Origin of the sequence: Enterococcus sp. 5B3_DIV0040 (assembly GCF_002140755.1) — a bacterium.
Classification (GTDB): Bacteria; Bacillota; Bacilli; order Lactobacillales; family Enterococcaceae; genus Enterococcus_D; species Enterococcus_D casseliflavus.
Genome location: NZ_NGLC01000001.1, coordinates 1,565,584 through 1,587,183, shown reverse-complemented (window position 1 = coordinate 1,587,183; position 21,600 = coordinate 1,565,584). Strand labels below are relative to the sequence as shown.

The following is a 21,600-nucleotide window of genomic DNA, read 5'->3' as shown; positions in this document are numbered from 1 at the left end:
TAAGGAGTGATATCTATGACAAACTATGAAGAAAAGGAAGCAAAAGCATTGGTAAAGATTGCAGAGGTTCTTGATAAGTTAGATGAAAATTTAGCTGAATTAGACACACTAGATGCAGATGCAAAAAAACATAGTATGAAGAAATGGATCGTTGAGAAAAAAGCGATTCATGAAATCAAAAAGATCGCACACGAAGCCGGTAAGTATGAAAAGTACGATGAAAAAGCACTACAAAAAGAAATTGATGAAGTTGAGAAGTATATGTAATTGAAGAATAATAAGAAATTGTCACCATTATTCAGCAATTGAAATCTGAATTGATAAAAGCCAGATTTCAATTGAAGATTTAGAATTGACAATGATCTCAATAAGCCCATGCTCTTATGAGTGTGGGCTTATTTGTGTCAGTCACAAGAAGTAACTCTCTGAGAATAGTTGCGTTAAAAAACATGGGCCAAAATTTACTAATTGAAGGAATATTTAAGAAGATGCCAAAATTATTTTTCTTATTTTTGAAACGGTCTCCGCAACAGAGTAATGGGAAATATCAATTTTTCTTGAACGCAATTCAGTATATTTTGGTAACCTATCCAGTGAACGCTGTAAATCAGATAGTGTTCGTTTCCCGGTGGTTATATCTCCTTCAAAGTTTTTCTGCAATTTTTCTGGCGAGGCAATTAATGAGGAGTGTTGCACGTCAATATCTTCCAATGCGATGCCGTTCAAGACTCGATCCACAATTTTTTGCTCATCCATAACCCAGCAAAAATAAATGACGTTGATCATAGAGTTATTGATAAAAGAGTTTAACAGAAAATGGATATTGTTGATCACCATATCCTTATTCTCTTCATTGACGATAAACGGATTCATCATCCAGCACCAATCCCCGTCAAGGTAAACAGACTGCTTTGTTTGTTTGGATAGTTCTTCAGTTATAGTTGATTTACCAATTCCCATCGTACCACTGATCAATATAAGCTTTTTCATCAGACTACCGCCAGCTTTCATATAAAAAGTATTTTTTTCTCAATCCAAAAACGTGTTTAGATTTTTAACTGTGATCCAACCATTCTCTTTCCACAGCCCAATCTCTTCAGAGCAAGCTACTTTTTCACTCGGTTCCTCATGCAAAAACAATTGGATTTTCTGTCCGTACAGTAGTTTTCGAGTCAAAGCAAAGGTTGCTTCCGCAAAGCCAGCTGCACCGATATAACCACAGATGCCATTTTTTTCTTTGTTATACAAATAAAAAATCTCGGCTTTTTCTATGTCTTTATAAAAGTCTACGAATAAGGTTGGAAACTGAGTAGAAAGATCGTCCGTGGCTTTTGGATAATTGATCACCTGATGACCATTTTCAGTAAGTGTATTCGTCAGTTCTTCAAAATCCTTTTGAAAAGCGATACTTCCAGAAATAATTATTTTTGACATGCTATGTTTCCTTGTCGTTGATTTACTTCATTATATCAGGATGAAAGTGCTAAGCGAGGGAAATTTTAGCTAACTTGTATCGCCAATCTAGTAATGGGAAGGACGAAATTATTGATTGAATTAAAGTAATCTGTCTATGAGAGACGTGTTTACTTAAAAGAAGACGATTAAAACCACAATACGAAAATAGTCTGTTTTTTTTATTTTTTCATCGATTTTCTCTATTTTTTTGGGGAAAGGTTTCGTTTATTCTATACTTGTAAACGATCTCAAAGTGTTTAAATGGGGATTATTAGAATGATTTTTAGAATGTGGTCCTATTTTTTCTAAGAGCGAATTGACTATCAAGTTATAGATAGAATATTAGTTACAGTACAGTAGTTGGATTTTCATTAGAGTTAAAATAATGAAAGAAAAAGATGAAACGGGTGATTACATGGAACCAACATTTTTCATTTCGAAAAATACTTCTGTCACGTCAAAACAGCTGGAAAATGAAGTGATTGGACATGCTTGCGAGATCTTGCAACGTGACATTTTAACCGTTGTGACAGACACGAGGAAGGCAAATAAAATTGAATTGGTTTTACTTGATGAAAAAAATGAAACGGATGCTTTTCATATACTTTTCGTATCGCCAGATAAAGTAAAAGTGTGTGCTGAAACACCGTTAGGATTAATGTATGGGGTTCTTGAAATCTCACATAAAATTTTAGATGTTCACCCTTTTTGGTATTTCATGGAGATTCCCCCAATAAAAAAACCGTTTATTGAATGGACAGATTTTGACTTAACATTGCCTGATTTTGCAACGGACTATCGGGGCTGGTTCGTCAATGATGAGTTGCTGCTGGATCAATGGGAAGATAATGGTTCAAATGAATATGTATGGGAACGGATTTATGAAACATTGTTACGTTTAGGCGGAAATGTCATCATCCCTGGAACAGATAAGAACAGTCATAGACATCGAGAAAGTGCGCAAGCGATGGGGTTGATCTATACACATCATCATGCCGAGCCACTAGGCGCAGAGATGTTTGCTAGAAGGTATCCTGGTTTGAAGGCTTCATACGAGGAACATTTTGCGTTGTTTAAGGAATTATGGAAAAAAGCCTTACACGAGCAAAAAGGTACCAAGGTTATCTACACACTTGGTTTTCGCGGACAAGGGGATTGTCCTTTTTGGGCAGAAGATCTTGATCGACAGTGGTCAGCAGCGGAAAAAGCAGCAGTGATCAACGAAATCGTCCATCTGCAATATCATATGGTTAAAGAAGTTGATCCTCATGCAGTATGCTCGATGAACATTTATGGGGAGATGACGGAGTTATTTAATCTTGGCTTACTTGAGCTTCCAGATGATGTGATTGAGATTTGGGCGGATAATGGTTATGGAAAAATGGTTTCTCGTAGACAAGGAAATCATGATCCACGCGATGAGGTGTTAACAAACACATCAAAACCAAATCAATCAAGAGGAATTTATTATCACGTTGCCTTTCATGATTTACAAGCATCTAATTTCTTGACGATCTTGCCTAATAGCCCAGAATTTGTTTCTAGAGAGTTAATGGCGGTTAGAGATGTCAAGATGGATAAGTTTGTCTTAGTCAATACAGGCAACATAAAACCGCATATTTTGTTCTTACAAGAAATAGCGAATTTCTGGCGAGCAGATTATCAGTTACGAACCGATCAAGAGATAATTTCTGAGCATGTAACACAATACTATCAAAATCAGCAAGAAGAGATCCAAGCTGTCTATGAAGCTTACTTTGAAGCGGTTATCCGCTATGGAACACATGAGGATCAAACCGCTGGGGACGAGTTTGCCTGTTATTTGATTCGAAAAATTATTCAATCCTGGCTCAAGCAAGAAACAAAAATTCCGAGGATAGAATGGTTGACGGGTGATAAAAAAATCAAGGAGCAAGTCACAGAAATTTTCTCTATAGTAGGAGAAAAGATAGCAGCCTGGGAGAATCTATTGCTGAGATGCCAGCAGATTACATTATCCCTTCAGGATAAACCTGCGCAAAATGCTCGCTTTTTTAATGATATTTACCTCTCAGTAGCCGTTCAATGCAAAACGTTAAAAGCACTGCTCCATTTGTTAGACGCTTATCAGATGCTTGATCGGGAAGAAATGGTCTTTGTATTTGTAAAAGTTTTCGATGCGTTAGAAGAAATTCATCAACTAATTCAAATACTGAAGGAAAATCCAAGTGATACATGGTATGATTTTTATGAAAACGACGGCTATACCAACCTAACATTGACAAAAGAGATGATCAAAAGTCTGTTGTCTTACATTCGCATCATTGGCGATAGTCCAGATCAAGATCAGTGGGAGAGAAAATATATTATGGATCCCACTGAATCAAGAGTTATGTTGCTTTCAAATACTAAAAAAGCGCTGACGGATGAAAAGTTAGCAAGAAAAATCAGAGTAGCCTTAATGTATTGAAATAAGTAATTTTAAAGACGCGAGTAGACATCCTTGCATTTTTTATTTATAAAGTTGCATTTTGTTTATAGTTACAAATAAAAACTACGACAACACAACAGTCAAAGTTATACTGCCCAAGGAATTCGAGAATATAAATATAGGAATAAGTGACTAAGAGGAACAAAGAAACCTACTTTTTTTGGTGTGAGTATACGCTAAGCGAAGTAGGTTTTTCATAAAAAAGTTTTAAAAAAGGGCAGAGTTGAAACAAACTTCCATTCAAATGATTTTTAGAAAGGGCTTGCAATTGATTGTGTCTCCGGTTACAATCAATTTGTAATTATTGATTATTTATCAATATACAAAAAAATGTACATTCGTAAGGAGGAAATTGTGATGAAAAAAATAGTTATCGGCGGTCAAATCGATAAGGACGAGGTGAAAGCATTAGTCGAAACGTTTGGTGATGATCAGTTCGAGATTGTTATCAAAAGTGATTTAGATGCTGCGATGGCAGTCAAAAATAAACAAGCTGACTACTACATCGGGGCATGTAATACTGGTGGTGGGGGTGCTCTGGCAATGGCATTAGCTTTATTAGGCCATGATAACTGTGTAACTGTTTCTATGCCTGGAAAAGTGATGCCGGAATCTGAAATAAGAGAACATGTCAGTTCAGGAAAAAAAGCTTTTGGATTTACCGCTCAGCATAAAGAAGCAGTAGTACCTATCATTATGGACGAACTAAAAAAACAATAGATTATATAATTTGGGGGAAAAGAGATGGAATCGTCGAAAATTGTTGAATTAATTGCTATTGCACTTTTAGGGGGACTTTGTGCAGTGTTAGCAAATAAAGGAATCGCTGTTTTTAATGACGGATTAAGGCCAATCATTCCGGAATTTTTAGAAGGAAAAATTGGTAAGAAAGAAATTGCAGCGACAAGTTTTGCTTTAAGTTTTGGATTAGTCATTGGATTTGGCATTCCTGTTTCAATAGGTGCATCTATTCTATTAGTCCATAGTGTATTATTAATGACAGATATTATCGGATCTTGGGCACCGGAAGGCAAAATCGGAGTTATTGTTGCTGCTAGTGTAGGAGCTATTTATGGTGTTGGATTAGTTATTGGACTCCAAGCGGTTGTTGATCTCTTTGCAATGATGCCGGTGAACTTTATGGACTCACTTTCGCAAGTAGGTGCTCCTGTAGTTATTGGTTTTAGTATTTTTCCAGCGATTGCAATCGCTAGTCAACATGGATTCAAAAAAGGTGCGATTTCATTCAGCGCTACGCTTTTAACATTGTTTGTTGTAAAACGTTTTGGTACATTTGATTTAGGAAATGGCGCAACATTAACACTTAGTGCAGAAGGAATGTCCTTACTTGTTGGGATGCTCTTCATGATTGTTTATGCCATTCAAGTGAAAAGCGATGGTAGTAACTCAAATGAGAGCCTTGTAAGTGTATTTTTAGAACGTGTGAATCGTATTAAGAAGAACTGGTTATGGTTATCCGTTACAGGGGGCTTAGTGGCGGCATCAACAAGTTTGATGATTATTGCAGGTGATCCTATTTCATTAAATTTGCTTTCAGAAGGAAAAATGAGTGAAGCTGCATTAGCTGCTTTTGCTCGTGGAATTGGCTTCATTCCCTTAGTTTTTTCAACTGCAATCGTTACAGGTGTGTATAGCCCAGCTGGCACGACTTTTGTATTTGTCGCAGGAATCTTATTGAATGGTAATCCTCTTGTTGCTTTTCTAGTGGGCGCACTGCTAATGTTTGTTGAAGTACAATTGTTGACCTTAATGGCAAAAGCCCTTGACAAATTTCCAGGCATACGCGAAATGGGTGAACATATTCGTACAGCTATGAATAAAGTATTAGAAGTTGCTCTTTTAATTGGGGGAGCGATGGCATCTGAGCAAATTGCACCAGGAATAGGTTTTTTCTGGGTCATCGGTTTGATGCTTTTGAATAGAAAAGCGAAAAAACCAGTCGTAGAATTAGCCGTGGGTCCTATTGCTGCAATCAGTTTAGGCGTTATTGTCAACATTTTGTATTTATTGGGATTATTCGCACCAATAGTTGCAAACTAGGAGGATTGAAGTGATGTTGTTAGACGGTATAACTTATATGCATGAACATACTACGATCGATCTTTCACGTTTGAAGAAAGATGATGATACGAACTTAAATTGTTTTGATGAGACTGTTTCAGAATACAAAAAATTGTATTCTAAGGGAGTTCGTAATATAGTAGACCTGACAAATATGGACATGAGAAGAAATCCCGAATATGTTCAGCAAGTATCTGAGCTATCTAAAATCAATATTGTTCAAGCAACAGGATTTTACCAAGATAAATTTTTACCCGAATTTGTGACGTCAGCTACGATTGAAGAGTTGACTGATTTTATGGTAAATGAGATAGAAAATGGAATTGCGGAAACCAGTATCAAAGCACAACTTATCGGTGAAATAGGGACAAGTAAAAACCATATGACTGAACGAGAAAGAAAAATATTTATCGCTGCTGTCCTCACTCAAAAACATTGTAATGTTCCTATATCGACTCACACAACATTGGGAACCTTTGGCCATGAACAAGTAAACTTTTTTAAAGAGCATGGGGCTGATTTAAATAAAGTGGTGATTGGACATGTGGATTTGACCGGTAATAGTGATTATATTTTAAGAATGTTAGATCAAGGGGTATATGTAGAATTTGACACGATTGGAAAAGAGAACTATCAACCAGATCTGCTAAGAATAGAGATGCTAAAAGAGATTGAAAAACGTGGTTATCAAGACAAAGTATTTCTTTCAATGGATATTACTCGAAAGTCAAATTTAGCATATCGAGGTGGAATAGGGTATTCTTATTTATTGGATACATTTGTTCCACTTGCACTTGAAAATGGTTTATCTGAGAATTTTATCGATAAAATGCTACGAGATAATCCAAGAATATTTATGAATTAGGAGCGAAATTATGGAGACATTCCCTTTAGAAAGTTTGTCGATAGAAGAAGCGACTCAAATGCAGTTTCGCTTTGTAGATGCTATAACCAGAAACTTCTCAGGTGAAGAAATTCTAACACGAGGGGATCTTGGTGTTGTAAAAGGGTTAAATCAGCCGAGGACTACTCAAAAAGTTGAAAAGGTTTTGGCAGATTTTTTTAATGCTGAGGCTGCGATGCTTGTACGCGGTTCTGGTACGAATGCCATTAGGTTAGCATTATATTCTCTTTTAGGAACTAACAAAACTTTAATGGTTCATGATGCACCAATCTATCCTACGTCAAAAGTATCGATTGAGATGTTAGGATTAAAAACAATTTTTGCTGATTATAATCATCTCAAGGAAGTCAAAGAAAAACTTTTGAATAATAAAGTAGACGGAATATTGATTCAAGTAACAAGACAAAAATTTGCTGATTCCTATGATTTAAAATCATTGATTGCCTTTATCCGATCGTTTGATGAAACTATCCAGATCATTACTGATGACAATTATTCGGCTCTAAAAACTAAGGGGTTAGGTTCCGAATTCGGTGCCAATCTATCTTGTTTCTCTACGTTCAAATTGCTTGGTCCTGAAGGTATTGGTTGTATTGTTGGTGAGAAAAAAGCGATTCAACGCCTGAAGAATGACAACTATTCTGGTGGTGGGCAGGTCCAAGGTCATGAAGCAATAGACGTTTTAAAAGGATTGATCTATGCACCGGTCTCATTGGCTATATCAGCAAAAGTAAGTGAAGAGGTTTGTGGTCGAATCAATCAACAAGAAATTGGAGGGATTGAAAAAGCATTTCTAATCAATGCTCAGTCGAAGGTAATTGTCGTCAAATTAAAAAAGCCAATTGCAAAAAAAGTCATTGAACAAGCTACAAGTTTTGGTGCCTTACCCAATCCAGTAGGAGCAGAATCAAAATATGAGTTCTCTCCACTTGTCTATCGGGTTTCTGGCACATTTAGAGCAGATGATCCAGATGCTGAACAATTCATGATTCGTATAAATCCCAATCGATCAGGTGCAGACACGATCATGCGGATTTTAAAACAGGCAATGGATGTTGTTGAAAAAGAGGTGTGAGTCTATGGGAGAAGAATTTTTAAAGAAAAAAGGAATCATTGTTAACTACTTAGCATCAGATCTTTTACAAAAGAAAAAGGGCGATCGAGTTCAAAGTGTTACGGAATATCAAAATAAATATAAAGTAGCCAGAGGGACTGTTCAAAATGCTTGGAGTTTTTTAAAAGAGATTGATGCAATAAAAGTTAAAAGTCACGGTCATATGGGCACATTTATAGAAGAAATTAATTATAATATTTTGCAAGAATATGCGTTATCAGATACGATTCTCGGTACAATGACCTTACCATATTCACGTCTATATGAGGGATTAGCAACAGGAATATATGAAGCCTTCAAAGAAAATAAAATTAAATTAAATCTTGCATATATTCGAGGATCAAAAGAGCGTGTTCGATCAATCTTGAATAAAACGTATCGTTTTGCAATTGTTTCAAAATTTGCGGCAAATCAAGCAATAAAAAATGGAGAACCGATTGAAATCACATTGGACTTTGGACAACATACTTATCTTAGTGAGCATGTGTTGCTATTTAGGGACAAGAAAAAAAAGTCAATTGAAAAAGGGATGAAGATTGCTATTGACTATAGTTCAATTGACCAACAATTATTAACGAAAGCAGTCGTTAATGAGACACAAGTTGAATTTGTTGAAATGCAAGGGCATCAAATCGTATCTTCTTTACAAAATGGTAGCATTGATGCTGGGATCTGGAATTTTGATGAAATTAGAGATAAAAACCATCAAGGGCTCTATGCTGTTCCATTAGAAGGAAGTGAAATGGAGCAAGCAATGAGTACTTCCGTTATCATTACCCATACGGAAGAAACGTCTATGAAAGCATTCTTCCAAAAAAGCGTAGATAAAGAAAAAATTCTTACTATTCAAAAAGAGGTTTGTGAAGGGCGTTTAATTCCTCAGTATTGATTTCATTTACAGTTTTATACCAGGGCAGGCAATCAGGAAACCTAGTTTCTTATCCATTGCTTGATAGAATATGTTTTTGTGTTTTGAGTGAAATAGGGGGATTAGATGATTAGAGAAAAATTAGCAATATTACTAAGTTCAAAAGTAATCGATGAAAATACTTATGAGTATGTTTTGCGCGTATTAGATTATTTATTACAGCAAAAAATTATTGATAATGATAAAAAAGCGGATGTCTTTTTGACTCATCTAGCGATGGCAGACCAACGACGAAAGCAAAATGAGACGATAAATGACCTCGAATCTTTTATCAGTCAGGAAATCCAATCTGATCCAAAATTTCTTCACTCGAAAGAATTATGGCAGGATCTTCAAAGAATGACAAAAGGAAAGCAATTTGCTGAAGCTGAGCTTGATTACTTTTATCTTCATATCATCAATATGTTGAGGGAGGAATAACATGTTTTTGAATGTTACCATCCAAAGAAATCAAAAATTGGTTGACGCTGCAATCTCTCTCCATAAAGAAGGAAAAATACTTCCAGATACCTATGTCTTGGATCTTGATATGATTGAAAAAAATGCTGCAAGCTTAGCAGAAGATGCCAAGACACATGGAATAAACTTGTTTTATATGACTAAGCAATTTGGCCGCAACCCATTAGTTGCACAAAAGATACATGATTCGGGAATCAAAAAAGCGGTGGTCGTGGATTATAAAGAAGCATTGATTCTTATGGAACAAAATCTACCATTAGGAAATGTGGGTCATTTAGTTCAAATACCACGGAATCTTTTAACTAGAATCATGAATTACGGAACTGATTATATCACGGTTTATTCTTTGGAGGCGTTACAACAAATCATTCAAGCAGCTGAAGAGCTTACTATAAAACAAAAGATTCTAGTAAAAATCATTGAATCTGATGATCAGATTTACGAGGGGCAATTTGGTGGATTTCATTTAAACGAGTTATCTTCAATTGTTGAATTAGTTAGACAAACAGACCATGTGACCATTGAAGGTGTGACCTCTTTTCCTTGTTTCTTATTTGATGGCGAATCGAAGTTATTACCTACCAATAATGTGAAAACGATCCAGCAAGCGAAAAAAATTTTTGAAGAGTTAGGGATCGTAATAAAAGAAGTGAATATTCCGTCAGCAACTTGTCACGAAACTATTCCTTTCATAAAAAAAATTGGGGGAACACAAGGCGAACCCGGACATGCACTTACTGGAACTACACCATTACATTCAAAGATGATGTTACCGGAACATCCAGCTATGGTTTATGTGAGCGAAATATCGCATAACTTAGATAATCATGCTTATTTTTATGGTGGTGGATATTATCGACGTGGACATCTTGACTCGGCCCTGATTGTAAGTTCGGAATCAGTTAAAAAAGACCGAGTTCGACCTTTTAGCAATGAAAATATTGATTATTATCTTTCAACAGAATCCACCCACCCTGTGGGAGCTACCGTTATCGCTGCATTTCGAACACAAATTTTTGTTACTAGAAGTGATGTAGCAGTTGTTTCAGGTATTCAAAGTGGCTTGCCAAAAGTCGAAGGTATATATGATAGCCTTGGAAATATAGTTAGAAGGTGAAAAAATGGGGAAATTTGTTGTTATCGTTTTAGATAGTTTTGGCGTTGGCGCAATGGATGATGTTAAGGAGGTTCGACCTAGAGATCTAGGAAGCAACACTGCTGCACATATCATTGCCTCCAATCCGTCAATTAATATACCAACGTTGGAAAGCTTAGGTTTGATGAATGCTCTTGGTTTTGAGATAAAAAATCATAAATTTTCACCGACAGCAAATTATGGCACAGCTGACCTAGCACACTATGGAGCCGACTCATTCTTAGGACATCAAGAAATTATGGGCACAACACCTAAGATTCCATTGATTCAACCATTCAATCAAAAAATCGATGAAGTCGAAGCTAATCTGATAAAGTATGGTCATCAAGTTCGAAGAGTGGGTGAAAGCGGGACACAGATTTTAGTTGTAGATGAACTTGCAACGGTCGGTGATAACTTGGAAACAGATTATGGACAAGTTTATAATGTTTCCGCTTGTCTGGATTTGATCTCCTTTAATGACTTGGCAAAAATTGGGCATGTTGTAAGGGAAGTGGTTGAGGTTTCTAGAGTCATTACTTTTGGTGGTGAAAACATAACATTAAAAGACTTACTCGGAGCAAGAAAAACAAGGAATGGAGAAATTGCAGGAGTAGATGCTCCACAATCTGGCGTATATAATACTGGTTATCAAGTCGTTCATCTTGGATATGGTATTAATAAAAATGTTCAAACTCCCACAATCTTAGATCATGCAAATATCCCAGTTTCTTTTTTGGGCAAAGTCGCGGATATTATCCAGACGGATAGTAAACGCTTATTTCCAGGAGTTGATACAAATCGTCTTTTTGATGATTTGATCAATGAAGTGAAAACGCTTGATCATGGTTTTTTTGCGCTGAATATTCAAGAAACTGATTTGGCTGGTCATGCGGAAGATGTAAATCGTTATTCTGATCGTTTAGAAATTAGTGATAAACGAATCAAAGAATTGCTTCCATCCTTAAAAAGGGGGGATATCCTAATTGTTATGGCAGACCATGGGAACGATCCCACGATAGGGCACAGCAATCACACTCGAGAAAAGGTTCCCATATTGCTTTATAGTCCAGGTATCCATAATAAATATTTAGGAAATAGACAAACCCTTGCAGATGTTGGCGCAACTGTAGCAGATTACTTTAACGTTTCGCCTCCTCAAAATGGTCAGTCATTTTTGCCAGAATTATTTATTAATTAAATGTAATGGCTCGATTAATGGTTGTAAAACCAAAATCGAGCCTTTTAAGGAGTTTATAACATGGAGCAGAATAAAGTTCAAGAGTATTCCAAGCGAACAAGTTTAGCAATGGCAAATTTTTACAACTCCGTAATTAAAGTATTTCCCAATTGCATAGAGAAAATCAGTTCCTCTTCTGGATATTATATTGGACTGAAAGATTCTATAGTTTTCACATCTTTCTTTATAGATTTTTTGGAGAAAAATGGCTTCCATCTTCACACGATTGACAAAGCAAGTCATAAAGGAAGAGGGATAGATATAGATTTAAGAAATCCAATTACTGGTGGTGTAATGACTGGTTCATCGAGTGGAACAGCTGTGAACGTTTTTTTAGGTATTAATGATGTTGGAATCGGTACGGACGGAGGTGGTTCAGTTTTAGCTCCAGCAGCAGCTTTAAACTTAGTTGGTTATATCCATCCGGAAGTGGGGAAGAAAATGCTCAGTTTAGAAAAAATGGTAAAATCTTCAACAGATGGCATATCTTTCACACCATCCATCGGACTTATTAGTCGTGAAATAGATCTCATAAAGCAATTAGCACAAATCTTTACTGATCATAAGGACCAAGAAAAGACAGTAATTATTGCTGTAGACTCAGAAATAAATAAGGATCTTTTATCAGTAGACATGGAGACTATGAAAATAATTACGAAGGATTTTTCCTATAAGTATCAAGAAAGTCGTAAAAAATTAATTGATGAAGTAGAACGATTGTTTTTAGATGTAGATATAATTATTTCGAAAGAAGGACCAATTGACATTTACGGTATTGGTGAAACACTCATCGGACATTTTGATGATCAGACGCGAGAAAATCAAATTGCTGGTAAAAAAGGATTTATCAGAGTTGTCAATATGTGTAATGCTATCGGGTTGATCGTTCCAACTACAAGTCTAGCTACTGGGTACTTAATAATCGGAAAGCCTCAATCAGGAATTGAGCAACAAATGTTTCATTTAGCAAAAAAACTTATCGCCAAAGAAGATAGATTGTTGAAGAATTATTTTCTCGATCATCATTCTTATTTTGACGATGGATATAATTTGTAAAACGAATATCTTTGAAATTATAGCAACGAGTCGAAATCCAATAAGATTTAGTCAAACCATTGACATTTATTTGTCTTTGGTTTTTTTCGTTCAAAATGTGTTGACTGATGAAATAGAAAATATTAAGGTTAAAATAGCTTTTTATATAAAATATAAAGATGAAAGTTTTGAAATGTGATGAAAATGGTTTGGTTTATCTTTAACTTAGACTAAAAAAATGGACTTTAATTCATCAAACTTTTTGTAGAAAGTAGTGATGTTGAAGTTTATCTATGAAAATCATAAGGAGCGTCTTTTGTAAAACACCTTACTCTTTTACCTAAAATTAGAAACAAACAGCCTAAAGCATCGCTTTATAGTAGTATTCTTGCTGTTATTGCCGCTATTTTTTGTTTTCATTCAAAAAAATGTGACAGAAACAGTCGCAGCTATTGCTCAGGCACGACTATCATCTATCGATATCGCCTTGCAAAGTTATCAAAAAATTGATTTGACCGATGTCGAGAATACCGATGAGCGTTACCTTAGTCTTATCGATCAATCCAACGCTTTAGCAACCATGACACAATCTGCTATGTTAGAAAATCGCCAACGGTATCTATCTGCCAGTATAGATTATGGTGAAAAAATGGAAACGTTCTATGAGCAGTATGCCGCTGAAACTGACCAATCCCTGTTTCCAAAACAGGCAAAAGTGGTTCAAGAAACAAGTGAGTTCACACAAGTACTTGCCAAAAGAAAAGAATTTCATTGGAATCAGCAAGGATTCAGTGACTACTGGAAAACCGTTTTTTTACTCTATGGCGCACTACTTTTTTATTTGACTGTTTTCTGGTCAGCAGATCTTTTTCTTTCAGAAGTGAAACGACCGCAGTTTTCCAACAGCTTACCTTTTAGAAAACGAGACCGAATTTTTATTCCTATCATCATTCGACTGGCAATTTGCACCATAGGGACCAGCTTGTTTTTGATCAGTGCTGTTTTTTGTTCTTTCTTTTTTGATCATGTTGATTTTTCATATCCTTTTGCCTATTGGTTGCGGGAAATTCAAGCAGTTGAATTTCTTCTCTTTTTGCTCTTGTATTTTCTGATGACGATTGTCATCACTGGCTTTGCCATTTGTTTGACCTCGTTCATTTTTACTGTAACGAAAGACGTCTTACAAACCTGCTTACTTGCTAGTTTACTTGGGGCATTACCGCTGATTGTTCCTAGTCGGATCTGGCTGCTTACACCATTTCAATTTCTGAATGTCTTCCAGCTGCTTCAAGGAGACTATGCTTTTGCCAGTGATTGGTCATTCTATTCTTTTTATTTCGCTCTGATCCTCTTGCTCATCTATACGGTCGCTCTTTTTTGGTTGACCACACAACGATTGAAAGGGGGATTAAGGAAATGAGTATCTGGATGTTCGAATTAAAGCGACAGTTTCGCCAAAAAAGAACGTATGTCTCTTTTTTTCTGCTTTTCTTCTTAGGTGTCTACTATACGTTGCAGGTCGCATCCACTTTCGAGCCGATCGATAAAATCAATCGACCTGTTATCAGTACTAGAGTTGCGGAAAGGCAGACATTTCTAGAAAATACTACTGTGGATGAAAACACTCACTTTTATGTTCATTATGCGCTGAGTGTATTTCCGATTTGGAACAAATGGGATCAAATGCGATTAGCAGCGATCGATAATCATGATTGGCGGCAATACGCTGAAGCCACGAGTGAATGGTATCGATTTTCTGACGAGCAGCTATTCGCAAACGATATTGGGGTTCTACGTTACGACATTCCTTATTATTTAAACAATAATCCGAATGCAAAAATCGATGGACATTACGACTATCAAAAAAATATCTTGAAATATCAGGAATTTGCCCGCTATGAGGGGGAGGTGACAGCACAAGCCTTGGAGGAAAAAACGGCTTTGCAGGCATTGCTCAGAAGCAGTGAAACGATCTTGCCAATGGCTTTGCTTTTCTTTTTCATTTTAGGAATTAGTGATAGTTTTACACGGGACCAGAAACATGAGACACTGCTTGCGACATTTCCATTGCGCAAGTCTCGCAGATTTTTAGCCAAAGCTGCAGCTGGGTTAGCGTATGGGCTCAGCTTGCTTTTACCAGTCATGGCTTGCGTTTTTCTCTATAGCTTTACCCATGAAGTTGGGCGCTTAGATTATCCAGTGGCGGTTTATTGGACGAGTGGTATCGAAGTGAATTTTGTTTTATCGACGTTGGGAAACGTGTTGCTTCGTTGCCTTGCTCTCTATGTGTTGTTCCTGATTCTTGGTTTTCTATTTGCGTTTTTACTAAATAAGTGGTTTTCTTCCCAGATTATTAGCGCAATGTTTTCATTGCTGCTGCTTGTTTCCAGTAATTTTTATCTGGTTCGAGGTGGCGGAGCATACAATAGCTGGCATTTTTTCCCCACTTCTTTTGTTAGTATTGGGAAGGTCGTATTGGGGAGAAGCTGGTTTGATTATTATGATCCTCGGATGCGTTTTGATTTCGGAGTCAGGATCTTATTAGCCTGGATCGTTAGTTTAACGGGTTTGCTTCTGCTTACCTATCTGATTGAAGGGAGACGAAAAAAATGTTGAGCATTCAGAATTTATCCGTCAATTTTGGAGATAAGCAGATCCTAAAAAATATTTCCTTTGAATTGCCAGAAAAGGCGATTATTGGTTTAGTAGCGCCAAATGGTACTGGCAAGACCACAATGATGAAAGCAATCCTGGGACAAGTACCGCGCTTTTCTGGCGAGACAACATTAAACGGCGAAGATTTCACTTCGCTAAAGAAAAAAAGCCGTTTATTAGAAAATGTATCTCTATTACCAGATCAAAGTGAATTGTTCGAGGAATTTACCGGTATTGAACATCTTGAGCTATACAAAAGTATTTGGAAGTCATCAAAGAAGGTTGAAACGATCATTGCTCTGCTACAAATGGAAGATTATGCAAAAAACCGCGTAGCGACCTATTCATTAGGCATGCGTCAGCGGCTCTGTTTTGCGATGCAAGTAATCGGGGATACGTCATATATGTTCATGGACGAAGTGATGAACGGACTGGATCCTACCAATGTTTTATTGGTTTCGACTATTTTGCAGCAGCTGGCTGCAGAAGGAAAAGCGATCATGGTTTCTTCTCATATTTTGTATAATTTGGAGGAGATCTCTCAGCAGATCTTATTTCTGAAAGATGGGGTTATGTTTGAATACAATGATCCTAAAAAATCATTGATGGAAAAATATCAGGAGATTTATATGAAGGACCAATTTTCTATCAACTAGCTCGTTATTGCCTGTAAAAGCAGCGCACCAACCTTAAAGCATTCAAAAGAATCAGCTAGACAGCTGTTTGATGAGAGGCTTTAGAGTTGGTGCGCGTTTTTTTATTTGTTGTGAAAAAATTCCTGTGACTAGATAACAGTTACTCTACCAGATCGAATACCATATTAAACCATGGAACCCCGGCATGTTGTGAATCAGATTGGCCTTCTAGCTGAAAACCGTGTTTTTTATAATATGGGATCAATGACTCAAGACAGGTTAGAGTCACGCCTAACCTTTGCTGTCTTTTGCATTGGCAGACTAGTTCCTTAAGTAATCTTCCGCCAACCTTCAACTGTCGGTACTCGGGTGCAACAGCTAAACTAAGAATGCTTTGATAACCGCCAGAAGGAGGATTTAGACTGGTTTTTTCGAATAGTTCATCATATAAATACCGCTCCTGGATAATCGGTCCAACAACATAGCCAATCGGTTGATCGTCGTTATTGACTGCAACCAAAAAACTATCTTTAATGATTGAGATACGCTCTTTCATCGCTTTTTCTGATGCTGCTTCATCTACCGTAAAACTAGCTCGCTCAATTTTCATTATAGACTCAAGGTCTTGTAATAGCGGGGGACGAAAAGAAATGTTCATGTGTGCTTCTCCTTAATTTTCCTAATAGGCGAACTGATTGCTTATCAAAAAACTCACATTCAAACATATAGCCGAAACGAAAGCGATGGCTCGTCTTGTCTAGTCGCTATAGTTTATCAGAATAGACGTTTTCCTACTTAAATCAGCTGTTGATAATTCGCATCGATTGTTTCTCTTAAATGGGTGATATGGGCAACGACCGCTTTTTGAGCAGCACTGCCATCATTTGCTTTCAGCGCTGCCAATATCTGCTGATGTTCTTGGATCGATTGCTCAATTCGTCCGGGAACGAGATTCGTTCGAAGCTGCAATCGCTGCAATTGTGTTTTGATTTGTTTGACTAAGGCAACTGCCTCCTGATTCTCTGAGGCACGATAAATAATTTCATGAAACTGTTGATTGCATTGTGAATACCCATTCAGATTATTGGAGGCAGCAAATTCCTTCATTTGCTCAATCAGATCTTCAAGTGCTTTGATATCGGAGGTAGAAATCGTCTTGGCGGTCCGACGCAAAATCGCACCTTCTAGAACCTCCCGAATTTCCAAATAATTCTTGATTTCCTGCAATTCAAAGGCTTTAATTTTTGCTCCTTTGTTTGGTTCCAAAATAACTAGATTTTCTTGTTCAAGCTTAAGCAACGCTTTTTTTATGGTATTACGGCTGGCACCAATACTTTGTGCTAAATCGTTCTCAATTAATTTTTGAGAAGGATGAAAACGTCCATCCATGATGCGCGTTTTTATATATTCATAGGCTTTATCAACGGGTAATGCTGCTTTTTGTTCCATCTCTTCACCTGCTTTTTTTATTGTTGAAAAATGTTGTTCAACAATCTTATAGACTTACTATACAGGGATTTTCCGTTGTATGTCAATGATTTCCTCTAGGGGGAACAAAAATGGAACAAAAAAAGAATCACCAAAAGCTGTTGACAAAGAAAAGAGTGAATTGTAGAATTAAATTGTTCAACAATAATGATTAACGTTATTCGTTGTTGGATCGTTGCTAGCAAGAAGAAAAACCGTTGTTTTATTTTTTAGACTTTTGTAATCGCTTACTGTCCGGAGGTAAGAAGGTTGGTACTAGAAATAGAACACAAAACTATTAAATAATGAGGTGGAAAAATGAAACAGAAAATGAGTCATGAAATTGCACACTTAAGTCATGTAGAACTGTTGACACCGAAGTTATCCGAAAGCACCAAATTCTTTATTGATGTATTAGGAATGGAAGAAGTCCATCAAAAAGACGACTCTGTCTATTTACGTTGTTGGGGTGACTATGAGCTTTATTCTGTCATTTTGACTGCTTCAAAGACTGCTGGAATCAAGCACACAGCGTATCGAACGACTAGTCCAGAAGCGTTAGAAAGACGAGCGAATGCCTTAGAAAAAGCTGGTTTTGGTGTTGGCTGGATCGAAGGGGATTATGGTCATGGTCGAGCATACCGTTTTAAAGGTCCCGATGGACATCTCCACGAGCTCTACTACGAAACAGTAAAATATGTTGCGCCACCTGAACTTAAGCCTTGTTTGAAAAATCAACCGCAGAAATTTACTGGTCGGGGAGCAGCTGTAAAACACTTAGACCACATCAATTTCTTGTCCTCAAACCCACCGGCTGATGGCGACATGATGGAAGAATTACTTGGAATGCGTCTCACGGAACAGATCAAATTTAAAGACGGATCACGTCAAGCTGTCTGGTACAGTCCAAATAACAAGTCTTATGAGGTTGTTTTCACAAAAGATGCAACCGCTTCAAAAGGACGTTTCCATCATATTGCATTGGCGGTCGATTCGTTTGCTGAGATCGCACGTGCGGCTGATATTTTCTGTGAGAATGACATTCACATCGAATTTGCACCAAGTAAGCATGCGATCAATCAAACGTATTTTGTTTATTGTTATGAACCAGGTGGAAATCGCATCGAGATCGCCGCAGGAGGATATTTAGTATTGCAACCGGACTGGGAAGTCATCTCATGGGACGAAGAGGAACGCGCTCGTGGACAGGCTTGGGGCAATAAAACTGTTTCGACCTTCCATACGTACGGCACACCTCATGTTGAGGAATAATCCTTATAAATAAAAGCAGCATTTCCACAGAGAACATAGAAAAGAGGAATAAAATTGGAAGCATCATTGATCAATGAAAAGACACGCCTATTAGTTGTTAGTGCCCATGCCGGAGACTTTATTTGGCGCAGTGGCGGAACGATCGCCAAATACATCAAGTATGGCGCGCACGTCTCACTGGTTGTTTTGAGCTATGGCGCTCGAGGTGAGTCAAACGACTTATGGAATGAACCAGGTCAAACGCTGGAGCAGGTCAAATCAGTTCGGCGTTCAGAAATTATGAAAGCGGCAAAACATTTAGGGGTTACGGATTATGAGCTATGGGATTTGCAAGACTATCATATGTCGGTAGGCGAAGCCGAAATGGATCGAATGGTTCGTAAGATGCGCGACGTTCAACCACATATCATTTTGACCCATGGACCAAAAGATGCGTTTAATCCTGATCATGAACTTGTTTCTAACTTTGTTTTTGAGGCGAGCGTTTTGTCCACCTCAAACGGTGTCCAGATCGATGACACAAAACGATGCAAGCAAAGTCGGCTTTTCGGGTTTGAACCACACCAATCAGAGATCAGTGGCTTTCAACCAGAAGTAATCATTGATATTACTGAAACCTATGAGCAAAAACAAGCAGCAATGAACTGCTTCAAAGCACAAGAACATTTGATCAACTATTACAGTGCCAAAGCTTTGCTGCGGGGCAATCAGGCAAGACGTTGTTCAGGAAATAACGACTATCAATATGCAGAAGCATTCACACGTTTCTTTCCATATGTAGGAGGTGCCTTTAACTAATGAATAAATATATTTTAAAAAATATCTACCGCCCATCAGAAGATACGTTAAAGGACTATCGGAAATATGATGTTTCCACTGTCTATGAAGCACAGGACAAAACTGGCCTGATGTTGCCTTATATGCGACCATTGATCGAAGGTCAGCAAATCGTCGGGCCTGCGGTGACAGTCATCTGTCCACCAGGGGATAATCTTATGGTTCATGCAGCGATCGAGGTTTGTCAGCCAGGAGATATTTTAGTGATCACGACGACCAGCGGCGAATATGTCGGCGGTATGATCGGCGAATTGATCGTTACTGCTTTGATGAAACGCGGTATACAAGGAGTGGTGATCGACTCTGCTGCTCGGGATGTTGCGCAAATTCGTAAACTAGGTTTTCCAGTATGGACAAGAGCGATTTACTCAAAAGGAACGTTCAAAAATAAAGGTGGTTGGGTCAATGCACCGTCAGCTTGTGCTGGACAAGTCGTGCGGGGCGGTGATTTGATCATGGCTGACGATGATGGGGTAGTCGTCGTTCAAAAAGAAAACCTAGCGGCAACTTTAGCAAGCGCAGAAAAAAGAATGCGAAAAGAAGCAACGGTCAAAGAGCAAATTGCCGCAGGTATCTTAAGTATGGATTTCCATAATTTGCGTGGGCGTTTATCAGAGCAAGGGGTCGTTTATCTTGACCAAGTCGATGATGAAATCAAGTAGGTGATAACCATGACAAAAAGACAAGTGATTCAAATCAACGGTTCTGCGCATGAAAATCCAATACCAACAGCAGTTAAAATTGGAAATATGGTCTATACTTCTGCACTTATGGGTACCGATCCTTCTTCGGGACAAATGCCAGAAACTGTAGAAGAAGAAGTCGCACAACTATTTACCTATATCCTTGAGATTATGGAAAAAGCAGGTGGGAGTAGCGAAAATATTGCCCATCTCAGCGTATCAGTGACAGATCGATCATACAAAGAAATTGTAAACAAAGAATGGCTAAAACTATTCCCTGACCCTGATAATCGACCTGCAAGGCATACCACCGTTCATTCATTGAAACCGGGGGTTCACGTTCAAGTGGAGATGGTCGCTGTTCTTTGATATTAAGTGAAAGTAGGGGAAACCAAGCATGCCCACAGGAGTACTAATTAATGTTTCATCTGTTATCGTTGGAGGAATCGTCGGCGGGATAGCAGGAAAAAAGCTAAGTGCAGAATTTAAGACCCAGATTACCTTAATCTTTGGGGTTTGTTCAATGTCGATGGGGATTTTTACTTTAGGTTTAATGCAGAATATGCCAGCCGTGGTCTTTGCGGTGGTGATTGGAACAGGGTTAGGATTGGTTTTGAAATTAGGTAAGTGGATCAATCATGGTGCCTCTTTGATGGAGAAACCAATTGCTGCTATGGCAAAGAGCAAAGAAAGCACACTATCACAAGAAGAGTTTGTCTCCGCGTTAACTACAGCGATCGTTTTATTTTGTGCCAGTGGAACCGGCATATATGGTTCTTTAGATGCTGGGATGACAGGGGATAACACTATATTGATCTCAAAATCGATTCTGGACCTTTTCACTGCTGCGATTTTTGCTGCAAATTTAGGTTATGTGGTTTCGATCATCGCTCTACCGCAATTTATTATCTTTTTCCTGTTGTTTTTGGGGGCGAAACAGATTTTACCTTTGACAACGCCAGAAATGATCAACGATTTTCGAGCGGCGGGGGCATTTCTTATGATCGCTACTGGATTTCGGATGATGAAAGTCAAAGAATTCCCAGTAGCAGATATGATCCCAGCAATGATTTTAGCGATGCCTATCAGTCATCTTTGGACCAACTTCATTGTTCCACTGATCTAATGGTCCTTGTTAGAAATAACTGATTCGGGTGATCGTTTTTACTAAAAAGTACAGTGAGTGTAGTGACCCCAAAAAGTTAGACTTTTATGGAGTGGAGAAATCC

At 37.8% G+C, this 21,600-nt stretch carries 23 protein-coding genes; 19 read left to right on the top strand and 4 right to left on the bottom strand.

The window, feature by feature from the left end; all coding sequences use genetic code 11:
* The first annotated feature begins 15 nt into the window (after positions 1 to 15).
* Positions 16 to 267, top strand: coding sequence for a hypothetical protein (locus A5883_RS07535; protein WP_015509648.1), 252 nt, complete (start codon positions 16 to 18; stop codon positions 265 to 267).
* Positions 268 to 480: 213 nt separating this feature from the next.
* Here A5883_RS07535 and A5883_RS07530 read toward each other — a convergent pair whose 3' ends face one another.
* Entirely contained in the window at positions 481 to 990 is a 510-nt protein-coding gene (locus tag A5883_RS07530; protein ID WP_086338723.1) for an AAA family ATPase, read from the bottom strand.
* A 39-nt stretch (positions 991 to 1,029) separates the two neighbouring features.
* Positions 1,030 to 1,434 (bottom strand): hypothetical protein, encoded by a 405-nt coding sequence (locus A5883_RS07525; protein ID WP_086295313.1) that lies wholly within the window; start codon positions 1,432 to 1,434, stop codon positions 1,030 to 1,032.
* Between the two features lie 406 nt (positions 1,435 to 1,840).
* On the opposite strand from A5883_RS07525, the gene A5883_RS07520 reads away from it, so the two are divergent.
* The 13 genes from A5883_RS07520 (at position 1,841) to A5883_RS07455 (ending at position 16,133) form a co-directional block, all read left to right on the top strand.
* On the top strand, positions 1,841 to 3,904 hold the full coding sequence (locus A5883_RS07520; protein WP_254907828.1) for a glycosyl hydrolase 115 family protein: 2,064 nt from the start codon (positions 1,841 to 1,843) through the stop codon (positions 3,902 to 3,904).
* Between the two features lie 378 nt (positions 3,905 to 4,282).
* The gene (locus A5883_RS07515; protein WP_074535920.1) at positions 4,283 to 4,645 is read left to right on the top strand and encodes a DUF2620 domain-containing protein; all 363 of its coding nucleotides are present in this window, start codon (positions 4,283 to 4,285) and stop codon (positions 4,643 to 4,645) included.
* Between the two features lie 24 nt (positions 4,646 to 4,669).
* Complete coding sequence (locus A5883_RS07510) at positions 4,670 to 5,986, top strand: YhfT family protein (RefSeq protein WP_086292346.1); 1,317 nt, start codon at positions 4,670 to 4,672, stop codon at positions 5,984 to 5,986.
* A gap of 13 nt (positions 5,987 to 5,999) precedes the next feature.
* Entirely contained in the window at positions 6,000 to 6,872 is an 873-nt protein-coding gene (locus A5883_RS07505; RefSeq protein WP_074535918.1) for a phosphotriesterase family protein, read from the top strand.
* Between the two features lie 10 nt (positions 6,873 to 6,882).
* Positions 6,883 to 7,986, top strand: a complete 1,104-nt coding sequence (locus A5883_RS07500) for an aminotransferase class V-fold PLP-dependent enzyme (RefSeq protein WP_086338247.1) — start codon at positions 6,883 to 6,885, stop codon at positions 7,984 to 7,986.
* Between the two features lie 4 nt (positions 7,987 to 7,990).
* Positions 7,991 to 8,914, top strand: coding sequence for a GntR family transcriptional regulator YhfZ (gene yhfZ / locus A5883_RS07495; RefSeq protein WP_086338246.1), 924 nt, complete (start codon positions 7,991 to 7,993; stop codon positions 8,912 to 8,914).
* 105 nt (positions 8,915 to 9,019) lie between these two features.
* A complete protein-coding gene (locus A5883_RS07490) occupies positions 9,020 to 9,373 on the top strand; it encodes a PRD domain-containing protein (RefSeq protein ID WP_010748297.1) in 354 nt (117 codons plus the stop codon).
* 1 nt (position 9,374) lies between these two features.
* Positions 9,375 to 10,529 (top strand): YhfX family PLP-dependent enzyme, encoded by a 1,155-nt coding sequence (locus A5883_RS07485; RefSeq protein WP_086338245.1) that lies wholly within the window; start codon positions 9,375 to 9,377, stop codon positions 10,527 to 10,529.
* 4 nt (positions 10,530 to 10,533) lie between these two features.
* Positions 10,534 to 11,748, top strand: a complete 1,215-nt coding sequence (locus A5883_RS07480) for a phosphopentomutase (RefSeq protein ID WP_074535911.1) — start codon at positions 10,534 to 10,536, stop codon at positions 11,746 to 11,748.
* 60 nt (positions 11,749 to 11,808) lie between these two features.
* Positions 11,809 to 12,843, top strand: a complete 1,035-nt coding sequence (locus tag A5883_RS07475; RefSeq protein ID WP_086338244.1) for an amidase family protein — start codon at positions 11,809 to 11,811, stop codon at positions 12,841 to 12,843.
* A gap of 367 nt (positions 12,844 to 13,210) precedes the next feature.
* A complete protein-coding gene (locus A5883_RS07465) occupies positions 13,211 to 14,242 on the top strand; it encodes a hypothetical protein (RefSeq protein ID WP_254907827.1) in 1,032 nt (343 codons plus the stop codon).
* Positions 14,239 to 15,438 carry a Tat pathway signal sequence domain protein gene (locus tag A5883_RS07460; RefSeq protein WP_086338243.1) on the top strand — a complete coding sequence of 400 codons (1,200 nt, stop codon included), beginning with the start codon at positions 14,239 to 14,241 and terminating at the stop codon, positions 15,436 to 15,438. The genes A5883_RS07465 and A5883_RS07460 overlap by 4 nt, the downstream gene beginning before the upstream one ends.
* Entirely contained in the window at positions 15,432 to 16,133 is a 702-nt protein-coding gene (locus tag A5883_RS07455; protein ID WP_086338242.1) for an ABC transporter ATP-binding protein, read from the top strand. Before A5883_RS07460 ends, A5883_RS07455 begins: the two co-directional genes overlap by 7 nt.
* A 139-nt stretch (positions 16,134 to 16,272) precedes the next feature.
* On the opposite strand, the gene A5883_RS07450 is transcribed toward A5883_RS07455, so the two are convergent.
* Both A5883_RS07450 and A5883_RS07445 read right to left on the bottom strand, forming a co-directional pair.
* On the bottom strand, positions 16,273 to 16,770 hold the full coding sequence (locus tag A5883_RS07450; protein WP_086338241.1) for a GNAT family N-acetyltransferase: 498 nt from the start codon (positions 16,768 to 16,770) through the stop codon (positions 16,273 to 16,275).
* 137 nt (positions 16,771 to 16,907) lie between these two features.
* Positions 16,908 to 17,561 carry a GntR family transcriptional regulator gene (locus A5883_RS07445; RefSeq protein ID WP_086338240.1) on the bottom strand — a complete coding sequence of 218 codons (654 nt, stop codon included), beginning with the start codon at positions 17,559 to 17,561 and terminating at the stop codon, positions 16,908 to 16,910.
* Between the two features lie 336 nt (positions 17,562 to 17,897).
* On the opposite strand from A5883_RS07445, the gene A5883_RS07440 reads away from it, so the two are divergent.
* Genes A5883_RS07440 through A5883_RS07420 form a run of 5 tightly spaced genes read left to right on the top strand, consistent with a single transcriptional unit; the run spans position 17,898 to position 21,497 of the window.
* Complete coding sequence (locus tag A5883_RS07440; RefSeq protein ID WP_086338239.1) at positions 17,898 to 18,851, top strand: catechol 2,3-dioxygenase; 954 nt, start codon at positions 17,898 to 17,900, stop codon at positions 18,849 to 18,851.
* Positions 18,852 to 18,905: 54 nt separating this feature from the next.
* On the top strand, positions 18,906 to 19,649 hold the full coding sequence (locus tag A5883_RS07435) for a PIG-L deacetylase family protein (protein WP_086338238.1): 744 nt from the start codon (positions 18,906 to 18,908) through the stop codon (positions 19,647 to 19,649).
* Positions 19,649 to 20,350 (top strand): 4-carboxy-4-hydroxy-2-oxoadipate aldolase/oxaloacetate decarboxylase, encoded by a 702-nt coding sequence (locus tag A5883_RS07430; RefSeq protein ID WP_086295335.1) that lies wholly within the window; start codon positions 19,649 to 19,651, stop codon positions 20,348 to 20,350. The genes A5883_RS07435 and A5883_RS07430 overlap by 1 nt, the downstream gene beginning before the upstream one ends.
* 9 nt (positions 20,351 to 20,359) lie before the next feature.
* Entirely contained in the window at positions 20,360 to 20,740 is a 381-nt protein-coding gene (locus A5883_RS07425; RefSeq protein ID WP_015509664.1) for a RidA family protein, read from the top strand.
* Positions 20,741 to 20,768: 28 nt separating this feature from the next.
* Complete coding sequence (locus tag A5883_RS07420) at positions 20,769 to 21,497, top strand: DUF554 domain-containing protein (RefSeq protein WP_015509665.1); 729 nt, start codon at positions 20,769 to 20,771, stop codon at positions 21,495 to 21,497.
* Positions 21,498 to 21,600 lie beyond the last annotated feature (103 nt).

Excerpts from the sequence above, each read along its gene's own strand:
- A5883_RS07535 (WP_015509648.1), top strand. The coding sequence starts at position 16 with ATGACAAACTATGAAGAAAAGGAAGCAAAAGCATTGGTAAAGATTGCA.
- A5883_RS07530 (WP_086338723.1), bottom strand. The coding sequence starts at position 990 with ATGAAAAAGCTTATATTGATCAGTGGTACGATGGGAATTGGTAAATCA.
- A5883_RS07525 (WP_086295313.1), bottom strand. The coding sequence starts at position 1,434 with ATGTCAAAAATAATTATTTCTGGAAGTATCGCTTTTCAAAAGGATTTT.
- A5883_RS07520 (WP_254907828.1), top strand. The coding sequence starts at position 1,841 with ATGAAAGAAAAAGATGAAACGGGTGATTACATGGAACCAACATTTTTC.
- A5883_RS07515 (WP_074535920.1), top strand. The coding sequence starts at position 4,283 with ATGAAAAAAATAGTTATCGGCGGTCAAATCGATAAGGACGAGGTGAAA.
- A5883_RS07510 (WP_086292346.1), top strand. The coding sequence starts at position 4,670 with ATGGAATCGTCGAAAATTGTTGAATTAATTGCTATTGCACTTTTAGGG.
- A5883_RS07505 (WP_074535918.1), top strand. The coding sequence starts at position 6,000 with ATGTTGTTAGACGGTATAACTTATATGCATGAACATACTACGATCGAT.
- A5883_RS07500 (WP_086338247.1), top strand. The coding sequence starts at position 6,883 with ATGGAGACATTCCCTTTAGAAAGTTTGTCGATAGAAGAAGCGACTCAA.
- yhfZ (WP_086338246.1), top strand. The coding sequence starts at position 7,991 with ATGGGAGAAGAATTTTTAAAGAAAAAAGGAATCATTGTTAACTACTTA.
- A5883_RS07490 (WP_010748297.1), top strand. The coding sequence starts at position 9,020 with ATGATTAGAGAAAAATTAGCAATATTACTAAGTTCAAAAGTAATCGAT.
- A5883_RS07485 (WP_086338245.1), top strand. The coding sequence starts at position 9,375 with ATGTTTTTGAATGTTACCATCCAAAGAAATCAAAAATTGGTTGACGCT.
- A5883_RS07480 (WP_074535911.1), top strand. The coding sequence starts at position 10,534 with ATGGGGAAATTTGTTGTTATCGTTTTAGATAGTTTTGGCGTTGGCGCA.
- A5883_RS07475 (WP_086338244.1), top strand. The coding sequence starts at position 11,809 with ATGGAGCAGAATAAAGTTCAAGAGTATTCCAAGCGAACAAGTTTAGCA.
- A5883_RS07460 (WP_086338243.1), top strand. The coding sequence starts at position 14,239 with ATGAGTATCTGGATGTTCGAATTAAAGCGACAGTTTCGCCAAAAAAGA.
- A5883_RS07455 (WP_086338242.1), top strand. The coding sequence starts at position 15,432 with ATGTTGAGCATTCAGAATTTATCCGTCAATTTTGGAGATAAGCAGATC.
- A5883_RS07450 (WP_086338241.1), bottom strand. The coding sequence starts at position 16,770 with ATGAACATTTCTTTTCGTCCCCCGCTATTACAAGACCTTGAGTCTATA.
- A5883_RS07445 (WP_086338240.1), bottom strand. The coding sequence starts at position 17,561 with ATGGAACAAAAAGCAGCATTACCCGTTGATAAAGCCTATGAATATATA.
- A5883_RS07440 (WP_086338239.1), top strand. The coding sequence starts at position 17,898 with ATGAAACAGAAAATGAGTCATGAAATTGCACACTTAAGTCATGTAGAA.
- A5883_RS07430 (WP_086295335.1), top strand. The coding sequence starts at position 19,649 with ATGAATAAATATATTTTAAAAAATATCTACCGCCCATCAGAAGATACG.
- A5883_RS07425 (WP_015509664.1), top strand. The coding sequence starts at position 20,360 with ATGACAAAAAGACAAGTGATTCAAATCAACGGTTCTGCGCATGAAAAT.
- A5883_RS07420 (WP_015509665.1), top strand. The coding sequence starts at position 20,769 with ATGCCCACAGGAGTACTAATTAATGTTTCATCTGTTATCGTTGGAGGA.